The organism is Zhenhengia yiwuensis, from assembly GCF_014384995.1.
In the GTDB taxonomy this organism is placed as follows: domain Bacteria; phylum Bacillota; class Clostridia; order Lachnospirales; family Cellulosilyticaceae; genus Zhenhengia; species Zhenhengia yiwuensis.
Genome location: NZ_JACRSY010000014.1, coordinates 1 through 14428, shown reverse-complemented (window position 1 = coordinate 14428; position 14428 = coordinate 1). Strand labels below are relative to the sequence as shown.

At 34.8% G+C, this 14428-nt stretch carries 14 protein-coding genes, 3 tRNA genes, 1 rRNA gene and 1 riboswitch; of the genes, 14 read left to right on the top strand and 4 right to left on the bottom strand.

The features are described 5' to 3' along the window. The first annotated feature begins 262 nt into the window (after window positions 1-262). The 4 genes from H8718_RS09830 (at window position 263) to H8718_RS09815 (ending at window position 4320) form a co-directional block, all read left to right on the top strand. On the top strand, window positions 263-1078 hold the full coding sequence (locus tag H8718_RS09830) for a C39 family peptidase (protein ID WP_249332744.1): 816 nt from the start codon (window positions 263-265) through the stop codon (window positions 1076-1078). 171 nt (window positions 1079-1249) lie between these two features. Then, entirely contained in the window at window positions 1250-2545 is a 1296-nt protein-coding gene (locus H8718_RS09825) for a phenylacetate--CoA ligase family protein (protein ID WP_249332743.1), read from the top strand. Window positions 2546-2560: 15 nt separating this feature from the next. Continuing rightward, window positions 2561-3862 (top strand): phenylacetate--CoA ligase family protein, encoded by a 1302-nt coding sequence (locus tag H8718_RS09820; RefSeq protein WP_330597636.1) that lies wholly within the window; start codon window positions 2561-2563, stop codon window positions 3860-3862. Window positions 3863-3894: 32 nt separating this feature from the next. Then, window positions 3895-4320 carry an ACT domain-containing protein gene (locus tag H8718_RS09815; protein ID WP_177671776.1) on the top strand — a complete coding sequence of 142 codons (426 nt, stop codon included), beginning with the start codon at window positions 3895-3897 and terminating at the stop codon, window positions 4318-4320. Between the two features lie 56 nt (window positions 4321-4376). Here H8718_RS09815 and H8718_RS09810 read toward each other — a convergent pair whose 3' ends face one another. Both H8718_RS09810 and H8718_RS09805 read right to left on the bottom strand, forming a co-directional pair. Further along, a complete protein-coding gene (locus tag H8718_RS09810) occupies window positions 4377-5030 on the bottom strand; it encodes a lysoplasmalogenase (RefSeq protein ID WP_249332742.1) in 654 nt (217 codons plus the stop codon). A 111-nt stretch (window positions 5031-5141) separates the two neighbouring features. Then, window positions 5142-6527: an alanine/glycine:cation symporter family protein gene (locus H8718_RS09805; protein ID WP_249332741.1), complete on the bottom strand. Its 1386-nt coding sequence runs from the start codon at window positions 6525-6527 to the stop codon at window positions 5142-5144. Window positions 6528-6604: 77 nt separating this feature from the next. Then, window positions 6605-6702: riboswitch (glycine riboswitch) on the bottom strand. A gap of 189 nt (window positions 6703-6891) precedes the next feature. Here H8718_RS09805 and H8718_RS09800 point away from each other — a divergent pair. Both H8718_RS09800 and H8718_RS09795 read left to right on the top strand, forming a co-directional pair. Next, window positions 6892-8352, top strand: a complete 1461-nt coding sequence (locus H8718_RS09800; RefSeq protein ID WP_249332740.1) for a hypothetical protein — start codon at window positions 6892-6894, stop codon at window positions 8350-8352. Between the two features lie 57 nt (window positions 8353-8409). Beyond that, the gene (locus tag H8718_RS09795) at window positions 8410-8601 is read left to right on the top strand and encodes a ferredoxin (RefSeq protein WP_177671780.1); all 192 of its coding nucleotides are present in this window, start codon (window positions 8410-8412) and stop codon (window positions 8599-8601) included. Window positions 8602-8640: 39 nt separating this feature from the next. On the opposite strand, the gene H8718_RS09790 is transcribed toward H8718_RS09795, so the two are convergent. Further along, window positions 8641-9486 carry a DegV family protein gene (locus H8718_RS09790; protein ID WP_177671781.1) on the bottom strand — a complete coding sequence of 282 codons (846 nt, stop codon included), beginning with the start codon at window positions 9484-9486 and terminating at the stop codon, window positions 8641-8643. Between the two features lie 189 nt (window positions 9487-9675). Between H8718_RS09790 and H8718_RS09785 the strand changes: the two genes are divergently transcribed. From H8718_RS09785 to H8718_RS09765, 6 genes are all read left to right on the top strand, one after another. Continuing rightward, the gene (locus H8718_RS09785; RefSeq protein WP_177671782.1) at window positions 9676-10293 is read left to right on the top strand and encodes a flavin reductase; all 618 of its coding nucleotides are present in this window, start codon (window positions 9676-9678) and stop codon (window positions 10291-10293) included. A gap of 117 nt (window positions 10294-10410) precedes the next feature. After that, window positions 10411-10959, top strand: a complete 549-nt coding sequence (locus H8718_RS09780; RefSeq protein WP_177671783.1) for an NADH peroxidase — start codon at window positions 10411-10413, stop codon at window positions 10957-10959. A 289-nt stretch (window positions 10960-11248) separates the two neighbouring features. Further along, a complete protein-coding gene (locus tag H8718_RS20560; RefSeq protein WP_283246193.1) occupies window positions 11249-11383 on the top strand; it encodes a hypothetical protein in 135 nt (44 codons plus the stop codon). Between the two features lie 306 nt (window positions 11384-11689). Next, window positions 11690-11763, top strand: a tRNA-Ile gene (locus H8718_RS09775). Between the two features lie 16 nt (window positions 11764-11779). Beyond that, window positions 11780-11851: transfer RNA gene (locus tag H8718_RS09770), tRNA-Asn, on the top strand. 10 nt (window positions 11852-11861) lie between these two features. After that, a tRNA-Thr gene (locus tag H8718_RS09765) sits at window positions 11862-11934 on the top strand. A 53-nt stretch (window positions 11935-11987) separates the two neighbouring features. Here H8718_RS09765 and H8718_RS09760 read toward each other — a convergent pair. Next, on the bottom strand, window positions 11988-12494 hold the full coding sequence (locus H8718_RS09760) for a DUF6512 family protein (protein WP_177671784.1): 507 nt from the start codon (window positions 12492-12494) through the stop codon (window positions 11988-11990). A 96-nt stretch (window positions 12495-12590) separates the two neighbouring features. Here H8718_RS09760 and H8718_RS09755 point away from each other — a divergent pair, with 96 nt between their 5' ends. Both H8718_RS09755 and H8718_RS09750 read left to right on the top strand, forming a co-directional pair. After that, window positions 12591-13754 carry an iron-containing alcohol dehydrogenase gene (locus tag H8718_RS09755; protein ID WP_177671785.1) on the top strand — a complete coding sequence of 388 codons (1164 nt, stop codon included), beginning with the start codon at window positions 12591-12593 and terminating at the stop codon, window positions 13752-13754. 353 nt (window positions 13755-14107) lie between these two features. Continuing rightward, window positions 14108-14428, top strand: a 16S ribosomal RNA gene (locus H8718_RS09750); the annotation flags it as partial.

Genomic DNA, 14428 nt, shown 5'->3' with positions numbered 1-14428 from the left:
TAATCTCTTCTTATTAGTAGTCTGACATAATAAAATGTTACAAGTAAACGAAAAAAATATAAAAAAATTTTAATGGACTAGAAAGCTGAAAATTTGGTAAACTATTAAAATGGATTAATTAGAAAATAACAAAAAGTGGAAGTATAGCTAAACTAATAATAGAGTAATAGTAAAGTAAAAGGTTGTCATATGTCAAAAAGTATGCTATTTTTTGTATGTCGTAAGATAAAATACATATTTTTGATGGGAGTTGACAAGTAAATTGAAAAAGAGATTAACAGCAACACTACTAGGATTAACAGGTTTATTAAGTATGGGAACAGTAACTTATGGACAAGGTGTAAATGTTATACCATTTCCTGAGGGTTATGACACAACGACTACAGGTGCTTCATCTTATGATGGAATGGGCAATGTAAAGAATTCGGCTTATTTTCCTGTATTTGATTTCTACAATATGAAAAGTACAGATACACTTACACTTTTACCTAAGTTTAAGACGTATCAACAAACAACAGAGTCTACATGTGGTCCTGTAGCAGCACTTATGGTACTTAATCATTTTGGAGAAACAGCTTATGAGGAATTAGAGATTGCAGAAGTTATGAATTGCAATAAAGACTTAAACTACTCTAATAAGCAAAATCCTGGTTTAGCAGATGAACAAGGTGAATATGGTACTTCGACTTCAGGGATGGTGCACTTCTTTGAAGAAATTGGATGGGATGTAAAGTCATCTCTTACAGAAGCGGATGAGGCGGGGTATACTTTCTATGATCCAGAAGACTTTAAAAACTTTGTTTTAGAAAACCTTAAGAATAATACACCGATTATGGTTGAAAATATAGATTTTGGTGGCCATTGGAGAGTAATTATTGGTTACGATACAATGGGTACAGATGATGTATTTAGTGATGATGTCATTATTATGGCAGACTCCTATGATACATCAGATCACCTTCAAGATGGTTATAATTATACAAATGCAGAAAGATTTTTCTATATGTGGTTTGATTCACATATCTTACCAGAAAATCAAAAACAACAACAATGGCTTATTGCTACGCCAAATAAATAATGAGAAAGGCATTACAAAAGGATTTGTAATGCCTTTTTTATTTGAGTGACTATAAAAACTTTATATTTTAAATTTTATAAATTAAATATAATTATTTAGATTGTTTTGTTGCGTATAAAAATTAATAATGATAAAATTTTAAAATATAATATGCAAGGTAGGGGGATTTGTATGAGGTATTGGCAAGAGGAAGAGGTTTATGATATTGAGCAAAAAAGGCAGGTGCAATCAGAAAGACTGATTAAAACCGTTAATCGTGTATATAATAATGTACCTTTTTACTGTGATAAGATGAAAGCTTTAGGTTTAGAACCTGGAGATATTAAAAGTATAGATGATCTTAGTAAGTTACCTTTTACAACAAAGCAAGATTTAAGAGATAATTATCCTTACGGGCTTTTTGCAGCGCCTATGGAAGAAGTGGTACGTATCCATGCTTCTTCTGGTACTACAGGACACCCAACAGTAGTAGGCTATACTCAAAATGATATTAAGATGTGGAGTAATGTGATTGCACGTAGCTTTACAGCTATGGGGGTAACTAAAAAAGATATTATTCAGGTAGCATTTGGTTATGGGCTTTTTACAGGAGGCTTAGGTGTACATTATGGAGCTGAACATCTAGGAGCAGCTGTTGTACCAATATCAGGAGGCAATACAAAGAAGCAAATTCAGCTTATTCAGGAATTTGGTAGTACAGTTATTGCATGCACACCTTCTTATGCACTTTACATCGGAGAAACCATGAAGAATATGGGTATTGACCCAAGAAGTACAAACTTACATACAGGTATTTTTGGGGCGGAGCCTTGGACAGAAGAGATGAGAGAGCAAATTGAAAGTATGTTTGGCATTAACGCTATGGATATTTATGGTTTAAGTGAAGTGTTAGGACCGGGGGTTGCTTTTGAATGTCAAGCTAGAAGTGGTATGCATATTAATGATGACCACTTTGTACCTGAAATTATTGATGTCAATACCCTTGAAGTTTTACCTGAAGGGAGTGAAGGGGAACTTGTATTTACTATGGTTACAAAAGAGGCACTTCCTCTTTTGAGATATCGAACAAGAGATATTACAAGATTACATACAGAAACATGTAAATGCGGAAGAACTCTAACACGTATGGATAAGGTAACGGGACGCAGTGATGATATGCTTATTATTCGTGGTGTTAATGTATTCCCATCACAAATTGAAAGTGTACTCCTTAAAGTGGCAGAGACAGCGCCACACTATGTGTTAATTGTAGATCGTATTAATAATCTAGATACACTTGAAGTATGGGTTGAAGTAAAACCTGAATTCTTTACAGATGCCATAAAATCATTGGAAAAAATAGAAAAACATATTACAGCAGAACTATTTAGCTTATTAGGACTTCATGTAAAAGTTAAACTTGTTGAACCACGTAGCATTGAACGTAGTGAGGGAAAAGCAAAACGTATTATTGACCGTAGAAAATAATGGAGAGTGATAAGGGTGATATGGCAGAAAGAAGAAAGTTTATCAAGGGATGAAATGCGCTTACTTCAAGGTGAAAGACTTCGAAAGACAGTGGCGCATGCGTATGAAAATATACCGTTTTATAAAAAGAAGATGGATGATATGGGTATTGAAGTTGGGGACATTAAAGGAATAGAAGACCTTAATAAATTACCTTTTACAACAAAGCAAGATCTAAGGGATAACTATCCTTATGGATTTTTTGCAGTACCTATGAAAAAGGTAGTACGTGTGCATGCCTCCTCTGGCACAACAGGGCAACCTACAGTAGTTGGATACACTAAAAATGACTTAGATACATGGGCAAATTGCATGGCTAGAGCATTAGTAGGAATGGGTGCTACAGAAGATGATGTGGTGCAGAATTCACTAGGTTATGGATTTTTTACAGGAGGGCTTGGCTTTCATTATGGAACAGAAAAGTTAGGGGCCACTATTGTACCTATCTCCTCTGGTAATACTAAGAAACAGATTCAAATTATGCGTGAGTTTGGTAGTACTATGCTGGTGACTACACCTTCTTATGCTTTATACTTAGCAGAAAGTATTAGAAGTATGGGGATTGACCCAGCTACTGACCTTAAACTTAGAATAGGAGCACTTGGTGCAGAACCTTGGAGTTATGAGATGCGGAATCAGATTGAAGAACTTTTAGGAATAAAGGCTTATGACAGTTATGGACTAAGTGAAGTAATAGGGCCTGGAGTAGGATTTGAGTGTACACATAAAAATCATATTCATATTAATGAGGATCACTTTATCCCTGAAATTATAAATCCACTAACGCTTAAGAGCTTACCAGTAGGTGAACCTGGAGAGCTTGTCTTTACGACAGTAACCAAAGAGGCTATGCCACTTTTGCGATATCGTACAAGAGATATTACAAGTCTGATTCCTGGAGAGTGTGGCTGCGGACGAACAACTATCCGTATGATCAAGTGTACAGGAAGAAGCGATGATATGCTCATTATACGAGGGGTTAATGTATTTCCATCTCAAATCGAAAGTGTGCTACTTAACCTGGGTGAAATTGCTCCACATTATATGCTTATTGTAGATAGAGTGAATAACTTAGATACACTTGAAGTATGGGTTGAAGGTAAAGAAGGGATTACATTCGTAGATGGTATGCGATATATGAAAGAGATTGAAAAGCGTATTACAGAAGAGATTCAATCTGTATTAGGCATTCAAGTAAAAGTTAAACTAGTTGAGCCTAAGAGTATAGCTAGAAGCGAAGGAAAGGCTAAGCGAATTATTGATAAAAGACAGTTATAATAAAACAAACACAATAAAGGGAGGAAGAAGATATGATTATACAGCAACTTTCAGTTTTTGTAGAGAATAAATCAGGTAGACTTTTTGAAGTAATGCAAATACTAGGAGATGCCAATATCAATGTATCAGCACTTTCAATTGCAGATACATCTGACTATGGTATTGTAAGACTTATTGTAAGTAACCCAGATGAGGCTTTAAGACTTCTTAAAGACCAACAATTTTCTGTACAGAAGACACCTGTCATCGGATGCAAAGTACCTAATACACCAGGTGGACTTAAAACACTCCTTACTTATCTTGCGGAGGATAATATTAGTATTGAATATATGTATGCCTTTTCTATAGGGGATGATGCATCTATTATTTTACGAACAGAAAACTGTGAGAAAACAATAGATGCATTATCTAGACATGAAATGGAATTAGTAAAAGCTAGCGATATTTATCAAATATAAGAAGGGTTATTTGAATATATAGAATATGCCACCAAGTAATTGGATAACACTTCTATTTATTTAAAAAGAAAAAGGGCTAGGCAAAGTTGCCCTATATAGTAAATAAGTAAGTTAAGTAATGGAAGAAAGCGATGCTTTTCACCGTATAAGAAGGCTACGCCTAAAATAATATCAGAGACAACAAAGCAAAGAGCACCTATTATAAGGAGAGACATATTTGTATTTAATGCGGTAAGGACCATGGTAATAATAATAAAACTATATAAAACAAGAGGTAAGCGTAGATTACCTGTATCTATAAGTTTAGGGTATGTAAGGAGTATAAATAGAGTAGCTACCCCAAGAGGAATGAAAAGAAGTAAATACTGAGTAAAAGGCTGAATGATATTAAAGCCAATAATAAAGGCTATATGGGCAAGTGAAAAGGCAATGATGCCATCTCGAAGCATAATATTATCTTTATAAGAAGCGTTATGTGTAAAACCTAATAATAAATCTCCTAGTGCACTAAATACTAATCCTGCAAATATGAAATAAGCATAATTAAATGAGAAAGCAAGAGGCCTAAATCCTAAGAAGGCAATGCCTACAAATAATAGACTTGTAAATACCTTCAGGCTAATACGTAGGCCTGATCTTCTGTTTCTATATGTAACAATAAGGAGTATAAATAAAGAAATAAAGTAGGTGTAAATGAGTTCCTTTACCATGTCAAAATACCTCCCAAAAGGATTGCTTATAACTAGTGTATGCCCTGTTTTTGAAAACATAACAAAAGACCGAGCCTTAGAAAAGGATTCTAAGGACTCGGTCTTTGTGATTTAAGCTACTTCTTTTTCTAAAGCAGTTGTAGTTGTTATTTCTTCTTGTTTAAGGTGATTAAAGTAAGCTTTAGTTTCTTTAACAACTACACCTGATAAGGCAAGAAGTGCAATAAGGTTAGGGAAGGCCATAAGGGCATTTACAATATCAGCAATAGTCCAGACAAGCTGAATTTGCAAAAAACCACCCAGTGCAACCATAAGTATAAATACTAATCTATAAGGTTTTATACCTTTAACACCAAATAAAAATTCGATGCAACGTTCACCATAATAATTCCAACCAAGAATGGTTGTAAAAGCAAAGAGTACAAGGCAGATTGATAAAGTAGCACTACCAAGAGAACCGAACACTGTACTAAAAGCACCTTGTGTCATAAGAGCAGCACTTGTATCTGTAGTCCATATACCTGTGATAACAAGAGTAAGGCCTGTTAGTGTACAAATAAGAATACTATCGATAAAAGTACCTGTCATAGAGATAAGCCCTTGTTCAGCTGGCCAATGTGTTTTTGCAGCGGCGGCAGCGATTGGAGCACTACCAAGGCCGGACTCGTTAGAGAATACACCACGTGCTACCCCTTTGCTAATAGCATCTTTCATAACAGCTCCTGTAAAACCACCCATAGCAGCGTGGCCTGTAAAGGCAGAAGAAATAATAGTCATAAAAGCGTTGGGAATAGCTTCGAAGTTAACAGCTAAAATAACACCACAAGCAATAAGGTAAAGAATGGCCATAATAGGTACAATTTTTGAAGAAACTTTAGAAATATTTTTAATACCACCAATAACAATCAGTCCTACAAGGGCAGCTACTATGATAGAAATAATTTTAGGTGAGAGACCTGTTAGGCTGTTGATGCTGCTGGTAATAGAGTTTACTTGTGAGAAAGTACCAATACCAAGAAGTGCTACAAGAACACCGCTAAAGGCAAAGAATACTGCAAGTGGTTTAAACTTTTTGCCCATACCATTTAAGATATAGTACATAGGTCCACCAGACATTTGTCCATTAGCATCTACTGTGCGGTATTTAATAGCCAATACACCTTCTGCGTATTTGGTAGCCATACCTATAAAGGCAGCTAGCCACATCCAGAATAAGGCACCAGGTCCACCAGCTGCGATAGCTGTTGCTACACCTACAATATTTCCAGTTCCTACTGTTGCTGCAAGCGCAGTACATAATGCACCGAAGCTATTGATGTCACCATCTCCGTGATTTTTTGCTGTGAAAATAAGTTTTAATGCTTTAGGTAATTTAACGATTTGAATAAGACCGAGTCTTACTGTAAGAAGTAGTCCTGTTCCTAATAGAAGAACAAGAAGGGGCCAACCCCATGCAAAGTCATTGACTTTTCCTAAAAATAAAGTGATTTGTTCCATTTTGATATCTCCTTTTAATGTTAGATTTTACTCTGCATAAAAAGGGATAGGGAGAATATGTAATTATTCAATTAGATAAAAGAATCCCTGTCCTTTTGCCTGAGAGTTTGAGCATGTATACCATGCCTTGCACCTTCGGCGCTTGCATATCGCAAGTCTCTCCAGAGTTCCGTCGGCTAAGCAGTCCCACTTATAATAAGTACCTGAGAGCGTTACTCCTTCGGTATGTCGTAAGACATTCTTCTACTAAGCTTCTACCGGATATGCCTCATTATAGCAGACGGACAAAGGAAAATACAATACAATTGTTTTAAAAACACAAACATTGTATAATTAGGACAGAATACGACACAAAGGAGAGAGTATGAATTTCAAAGAAAAACTTGTACACATTAAAGAAGTGTCTTTGCAGTGGATTGATGAAAATAAAAAAGTAGTTATACCTACTGGTAGTGTAGTAATAATAGGTTTAGTGCTGATTATGAATATGAATTTAATTCAAATTTCTTATTTTAAGATAAAAGAAATGCCGGCTCAGGTTGTCAATATTCTTACTAAGGCGAAGCCTCGAGAATATACACATTTTTATTTCAAGCAAGGGCTTGAATACTTAGTAACAGATTTATCTGAAGTGAGTCAAGAATTTCTAGAAAAGTATTTCGTAAACTTTGATGAAGCTACGAAAGAGAGAATACTTATAAAGTATAATAAAGAAGGCCTATTATTTAAGGACCAAAAGGCTTTGTTTGATGAAGTCATAAGTAAAACGCCATCAAATAATTTAAAAGAATATATGAAGCGCTTAGACATAGTCACTTTTGAAAGAGCGCTTGAGGCTTATTTTGGTAGCGAAGCAAAACTTACACAGGACAAAGTGGAAAGTCTTTATAAATTGCTTTCATTAAAAGGTGAGAAACTTCCACTAGAGCAGTTTGAAATTAATGTTTATGAGCTTTTATCCTTCCCCCATAAAGGTGATATAGAAAGCACATCTATTAAACTCTTAGATTATATAGAAGCAACGCGTGCTAAAGAAGTTCTTTTTACAGAACTTAAAACAAAGGAGATTGAACTTGAGACGTTAGGCTTATGGGTGGATATTTTAAATAAGAAACGTATCATTACGACATCAGAATATGTAGCATTTACAAATTACAATGGTATGATTAAACGTTTACAGGAAGAACTTAAGCAAATAGAACTTCAAGAAGTTGACTTAATGAATATGAAGCAAAGTGTTGATGTACAGACGGAAATGATAGTGAATGAAGTTCAAAAGGTTACTAAAGAGATTGCAGATTTAAATAACCAAATTGCATCTTATACTCAAGAAGTAAGTGAACTAAAAACCTATAAAGAAGTAGACCTTTATATATTAGATCGCTATGAAAATGGAGAGTATGAGGCTGCAATACCAGAAAAAAGTTGGCTTTTTGGAACTTATAAACCAGGTAGTCAGAAAGTAAGACTCAAATTAACTAGATCTAATGTAGTAGATGTAGGGGTACAGTCTTTTAAGGCATACAATAAAGGAAAACTAGATGATGGTTCCATCTATTATATAGAAGTTTCTAATGAACAGCTTACACATATTAAAGAAGTTGAAGATAAAATACAGACAGATAATCAGTCTATATCTGCTAAGCAGAATGAAGTGAATAAACTTAATCAAGATATTGCACAAATACGTAAGACTAATAATTATGATTCTACCCTTAGTTTACTAGAGGAATTAGAACTTAAAAAATCTAATATTGCATTAGATATTGAAAAGAATAGACTTGCTATCCAACAATTGTTTGGAATAGGAAATATCTTGGTATAAATCTATTGCCCTAGGAAATAATAACAGAAGACTATTTCCATTTAAGGAGGCATCAAGATGAAAGCAAGCGTAGATAAAGATACATGTATTGGATGTGGACTTTGTCCAGCTACATGCCCAGAAGTATTTTCTTTAGAAGATGATGGTTTAGCTGTGGCTATTGAAGGTGAGATTCCAGAAAATGTACAAGGTGATGCAGAAGCAGCTAGAGATGGCTGTCCTGTAAGTGCTATTGATATTGAAGATTAATGGTGATAAAAAGCGCCCTATTATAGGGCGCTTTCTTTTTTATGCTTCTTCTAATATAGCAAAACCGACTACGTTAGGACCTGTATGGACACCCATAGATGGACCTACCGTCTCCAGTGAAATGAAATTAAGATTAGGATGACTTTTTAATTCTTCTAAAAGAGCGTAGCCGTCTTTAAGTGCATTTCCTTGAAGTATCCATAAACTACATTTTCCTTTATCTAAGTAGCTAAGGATAATTTGTTTTACTTTAGATAGAGCTTGTTTCCTTCCTCGCGCTTTACAATATGTAAAGAGTAAACCCTCATCGTTAGAAGAAATAATAGGTTTAAGGCTAATAAGTTCCCCTAGTGTTGCTGTTGTTTTACCAAGGCGTCCGCCGCGTTTTAAGTATTCTAAAGTATCAAGGGCAATATAGCCATGTGTACGTTTTCTTACATCTTCAAGTTTAGTTAAAATACTTTCTACGTTTTCACCAGCTATAGCTAATTTTCCTGCTTCTATTGCAATAACACCTTGAGGATAACCTAAAGTAAGAGAATCAAAGAAATGGAAGTTAACATCTGTATGATGTTCACCTAAGATTTTTAAAGCATTAAGTGTTCCAGAGAGGTTAGAAGAAACAGTGATGATAATAAAATCAGTGAAGCCTTCAGCTTTAAGTTTAGCAACTTGCTTTTCGCAATAAGCTAAGTCAGGGAGAGAAGTAGAAGGGATTTCTTTTTGAAGATTTGCATACATTTCTTCAGAGGTAATTTCTATCTTATCAAGAAATTCTCTTTCTTTATAGATAATACGTATAGGGAACATAGTAATGTGATACTGATTAAGTGTTTCAAAGGTTAAATCTGAACAGCTGTCTGTAATAATAGCGATTTTCTGCAATGTAAGTCTCCTTTTAAGTGGGTAATTTATAATTTAAGAATAACTTATAAATATGAACAGAAAATGATTATATAAAAACCAATAGATGGTAAAAGTAGGTTGACAAAACAATTGTTTGGATATATCATAATATAAAAAATATATTAAATAATAATTATTGTTATATATATAATGAAAGGGTGTGTAAGTATGGATCAGACAGCTTTATTTACAATGAGTTATGGTGTATATGTATTAGGAACAAAGTTAGAGAATAAGTTAAATGCTTGTATCATTAATACAGGTATGCAAGTAACTTCTATACCTGAACAAATTAGTATTACAGTAGCAAAGACAAATTTGACACACGATATGGTGAAGGCATCAGGCCAATTTAGTTTAACAACTTTGTCAGAAGTAAGTGCATTAGAAAATGTAAAAAGATTTGGTATGCAGTCAGGCCGTGATGTTAATAAGTTTGAGGGGATTGATTATAAGGTAGATGTATTAGGTAACCCTTATATAGAAGATGGCGCTGTTGCAGTACTAACCGGAAAGGTAACACAAACTGTAGATGTAGGAACACACACTATTTTTATTGCAAGCGTAATAGATGCTAAAGACTTTAAAGAAAATAAACCTATGACTTATGCAGCGTATAGAGAGTTAAAAGCTCAATCTATGCCGCCAACTACTAAAAATGAAAAAATATATGAATGTACAGTTTGTCACTATGAATATAATGGAGAGATTCCTTTTGAAGAGCTTCCAGATGACTATGTATGTCCGATTTGTAAGCAACCAAAAAGTGTTTTTAAACTTAAATAAAAAAATTTAAAATGTAGTTGACAAGAGAAATTAACTTAGATATAATATGTATATAATAATTATTCTTAGTTACAAACAATTTAAAATAAATAATTTAAACAGTGGAGGGATTAGATTATGAAAAAATATGTATGTACAGTATGTGGTTATGTTTTCGAAGGAGATGCAGCTCCAGCTGAATGTCCAATCTGTCATGTAGGTGCAGATAAATTCACAGAACAATCAACAGAAGGTCTTGTATGGGCTGATGAACATGTTGTAGGTGTAGCACAAGGTGTAGATGAAAGAATCATTGAAGGTTTAAGAGCTAACTTTGAAGGTGAATGTTCAGAAGTAGGTATGTACTTAGCTATGGCTAGAGTTGCTCATAGAGAAGGTTACCCAGAAATTGGTTTATACTGGGAAAAAGCTGCTTATGAAGAAGCAGAACATGCTGCAAAATTTGCTGAATTATTAGGAGAAGTTCTTACAGCTTCAACAGAGAAAAACTTAGAAATGCGTGTAGCTGCTGAAAATGGCGCAACAGCTGGTAAAAAAGAATTAGCAACATTAGCTAAACAATTAGGTTTAGATGCAATTCATGACACAGTACATGAAATGGCTAAAGATGAAGCTCGTCACGGTAAAGCTTTCGAAGGTCTTTTAAACAGATACTTCGGTAAATAATAAATAATTAGAATAAAGACTCCTAGTATCTACTGATACTAGGAGTCTTTTATAGTTATCAGAAAATAGCCTTAGGTTGTAAAATGTTACTATGAAATAGAAGTGAGGGAGATAAGGATGGGGACTATAAATTTGTTGTATAATCAGGCCACAAAAAAGACAAGCAATCTGTCAATACTAGATATAGAAGCGCATTTATTAAAAATATGTATAGACATCATGAAAAACTCATAGAACAACTAGTATCTGATTTAAGTAGTAAATAAAAAACTCATTTGAAGATACTGGTATGGTGGAACTTCAAAGATTATGCTGTAAGATTCTTGTACAACATCCAGAAAAGATTACTAAACTTATTCCAGGTATTTCTTATCCTTCTAATAGAAAGGAAGTAGAAATAAGCAAGTTAGAGAGAGTTTTATAAAGATTGTGGAAGAAAAGCAAGTAGAATGGATTACTTATAAGTTCGTATATGGAATTTGAGAGAACAATTAAAGAAGATAAAGTCACTATAAGTATCTTATTAAGTGTGGAGAAAAAGAAAGCTTTTATATGTATCTAAAGAAGTCATAATAAAGCTTTGTATATGGTCAATAGGTAAGTGGAATAAAGTAGAACAAAGAAAAATAAAAATAAAAAATAAAAAAATGTAAAAAACCAGTTGACATCTGTCGTGTTATGCGGTATTATAATAAACGTTCCAAGCGATGTGGCGGAACACAAACAATATAGGCTCGTAGCTCAGGTGGTTAGAGCGCACGCCTGATAAGCGTGAGGTCGGTGGTTCGAGTCCACTCGGGCCTATACTTTTTAAAAATATTCCTCGATAGCTCAGCGGCAGAGCATTCGGCTGTTAACCGAAGGGTCGTAGGTTCGAACCCTACTCGGGGAGTTTCATATTTGCCGACGTGGCTCAATTGGCAGAGCAGCTGACTTGTAATCAGCAGGTTATCGGTTCGAGTCCGATCGTCGGCTTAATAAAAAAGACACCCTTTATCTGGATAGATGGCGGGTGTCTTTTTTGCATATCAAGATTTTGTTGGATCTACGAATAATTCTAATTGATTAGGTGGATTTAAGGTGAACATGATAAAAGCAGATATAGTAAGTAGAATGATGATAAGGCCTATCCATTGTGTAATAATAGGAAGTGGAGCAAGTGTGGTAAGTTTGTAAAAGATAAAAAAAGCCATGATAACTGATAGTATATAAATAGTAATGTCAAGCCAAAAAATACTCTTATCTGTAAAGTGTGTATAAGTGTAATAAAGCAGTCCGATAACAAGATTTAATATAATAGAAGAAATTCCTAAAGCAAATAAGTAATTATTTGCTTTATTTTTTATAAAAGGATATGCAATTAATGCATAAAGTATAAGGGAATAGAAACCTAGTTTAAAATGTTCCCACAAACTTTCATTAATAGGACTGAAGAGTGCAACAAAAGCATTACCATTACTTAATTCATACGTAAAATGTAAAAGACTACCTATAAGAAGAACAAATAAAGTGCCTATAATAGAAAATTTCTTCAACCTAAAGCCTCCTTCTTGTAAAATGCATAGGATAAGTTTATTGTTAGTAGTATATGCAGAAGGTTTTAATAAAAAACTTTAAAAGGAGATGTTATAATGAATAATTTTTATTATTCTATTCCTACTAAAATTCTATTTGGTAAGGGACAAATTGAGAATCTTGGACAGACAGTCAAGCAATATGGGAAAAGGGTTTTACTTATATACGGAGGAGGAAGTATCAAAAAAATAGGGCTCTATAATAAAGTTATGCAGCAACTAGCTGATAATGGAGTGGAGGTAGTAGAACTTAGTGGGGTAGAACCTAACCCAAGGATTACAACTGTTAATAAAGGTGCACAAGTTTGTAAAGAAGAAGGAGTAGATGTTGTACTTGCGGTAGGTGGAGGAAGTACGCTGGATTGTGCTAAGGTAGTTGCAGCTGCAGCAAATTATGAAGGAGATGCATGGGACTTAGTAAAGGATGCATCTAAGGTGAAGAAAGTGCTTCCGATTATTACGGTACTGACACTAGCAGCAACAGGTTCGGAGATGGATGCTTATGCAGTTATTTCTAATATGGAGACAAATGAAAAGTTAGGAACAGGTCATGAAGAGATGAAACCTAAAGTTTCTATACTAGACCCTGAGTATACTTATAGTGTATCTAAATACCAGACAGCTGCGGGTACAGCAGATATTATGAGTCATGTTTTTGAAGAATATTTCGAAAGGAGTGAAGGGGCTTTCTTACAAAATCGTATGGCTGAAGCTATACTTAAAACATGTATTAAATACGGTAAAATTGCAGTAGAGAGTCCTGAAGATTATGAAGCAAGGGCTAACCTCATGTGGGCATCGAGTCTTGCGTTAAATGGACTTATGCATTATGGCAAAGCAGGTAGCTGGAGCGTACATCCTATGGAGCATGAGTTAAGTGCATTTTATGATATTACGCATGGGGTAGGCCTAGCTATTTTAACACCACATTGGATGAAGTATGTATTAGATGAAACAAGTGTAGATAAGTTTGTAGAATATGGTGTAAATGTATGGGATATTGATAAGAACCAGGATAAATATGTAATAGCTAAGCAAGCTATTCAAAAGACTAGAGAATATTTCTTATCTCTAGAAATTCCTATGTCTTTAAGAGAAGTAGGGATTGAGGAAGAGAAATTAGAAGTAATGGCAAGACAAGCAACACGTTTTGGTGACATTAAAGGGTATAAAACATTAAGTGCAGAAGCGGTACTTGAGATTTTTAAAGCGGCTTATTAAAGGCGAATAAGCAAGTATAATAGCGTAAAATGCTTTTTAGAGCATTTTACGCTAAAAATTTTTTGTAGGCTGTATCCCTTATAAAATACAGCATTAAGTGATAAAATAGCAAAGGAAGTAGAAATAAGAAAAATAAAAAGTAAAAAAGGTGTTGACTTATAGCAAGGCATGACGTATACTAATACAAGTCAGCAGGGCACAGCGCCACTGACACACAGGGCTGAGGCCTTGATAAATAAGAAGAAATGAACTTTGAAAATAAAATAGTAACCATTAAACCAGTCGATTCATAAGTCACTTTAAGTGACAAGTCAGTACTACTTAACAGTACAAAATGTCAAGAGACAAACTTTTATATTGAGAGTTTGATCCTGGCTCAGGATGAACGCTGGCGGCGTGCTTAACACATGCAAGTCGAACGGACGGATTGGAGCTTGCTCCATGAAGTTAGTGGCGGACGGGTGAGTAACGCGTGGGTAACCTGCCCTATGCAGGGGGATAACGTTTGGAAACGAACGCTAATACCGCATAACCTAGTTGGTTCGCATGAACCGGCTAGCAAAGATTTTATCGGCATAGGATGGACCCGCGTTGGATTAGCTAGTTGGTGAGATAACAGCCCACCAAGGCAACGATCCATAGCCGGCCTGAGAGGGTGAACGGCCACACTGGGA

Excerpts from the sequence above, each read along its gene's own strand:
- H8718_RS09825 (WP_249332743.1), top strand. The coding sequence starts at position 1,250 with ATGAGGTATTGGCAAGAGGAAGAGGTTTATGATATTGAGCAAAAAAGG.
- H8718_RS09815 (WP_177671776.1), top strand. The coding sequence starts at position 3,895 with ATGATTATACAGCAACTTTCAGTTTTTGTAGAGAATAAATCAGGTAGA.
- H8718_RS09810 (WP_249332742.1), bottom strand. The coding sequence starts at position 5,030 with ATGGTAAAGGAACTCATTTACACCTACTTTATTTCTTTATTTATACTC.
- H8718_RS09805 (WP_249332741.1), bottom strand. The coding sequence starts at position 6,527 with ATGGAACAAATCACTTTATTTTTAGGAAAAGTCAATGACTTTGCATGG.
- H8718_RS09800 (WP_249332740.1), top strand. The coding sequence starts at position 6,892 with ATGAATTTCAAAGAAAAACTTGTACACATTAAAGAAGTGTCTTTGCAG.
- H8718_RS09795 (WP_177671780.1), top strand. The coding sequence starts at position 8,410 with ATGAAAGCAAGCGTAGATAAAGATACATGTATTGGATGTGGACTTTGT.
- H8718_RS09785 (WP_177671782.1), top strand. The coding sequence starts at position 9,676 with ATGGATCAGACAGCTTTATTTACAATGAGTTATGGTGTATATGTATTA.
- H8718_RS09780 (WP_177671783.1), top strand. The coding sequence starts at position 10,411 with ATGAAAAAATATGTATGTACAGTATGTGGTTATGTTTTCGAAGGAGAT.
- H8718_RS20560 (WP_283246193.1), top strand. The coding sequence starts at position 11,249 with ATGGTGGAACTTCAAAGATTATGCTGTAAGATTCTTGTACAACATCCA.
- H8718_RS09755 (WP_177671785.1), top strand. The coding sequence starts at position 12,591 with ATGAATAATTTTTATTATTCTATTCCTACTAAAATTCTATTTGGTAAG.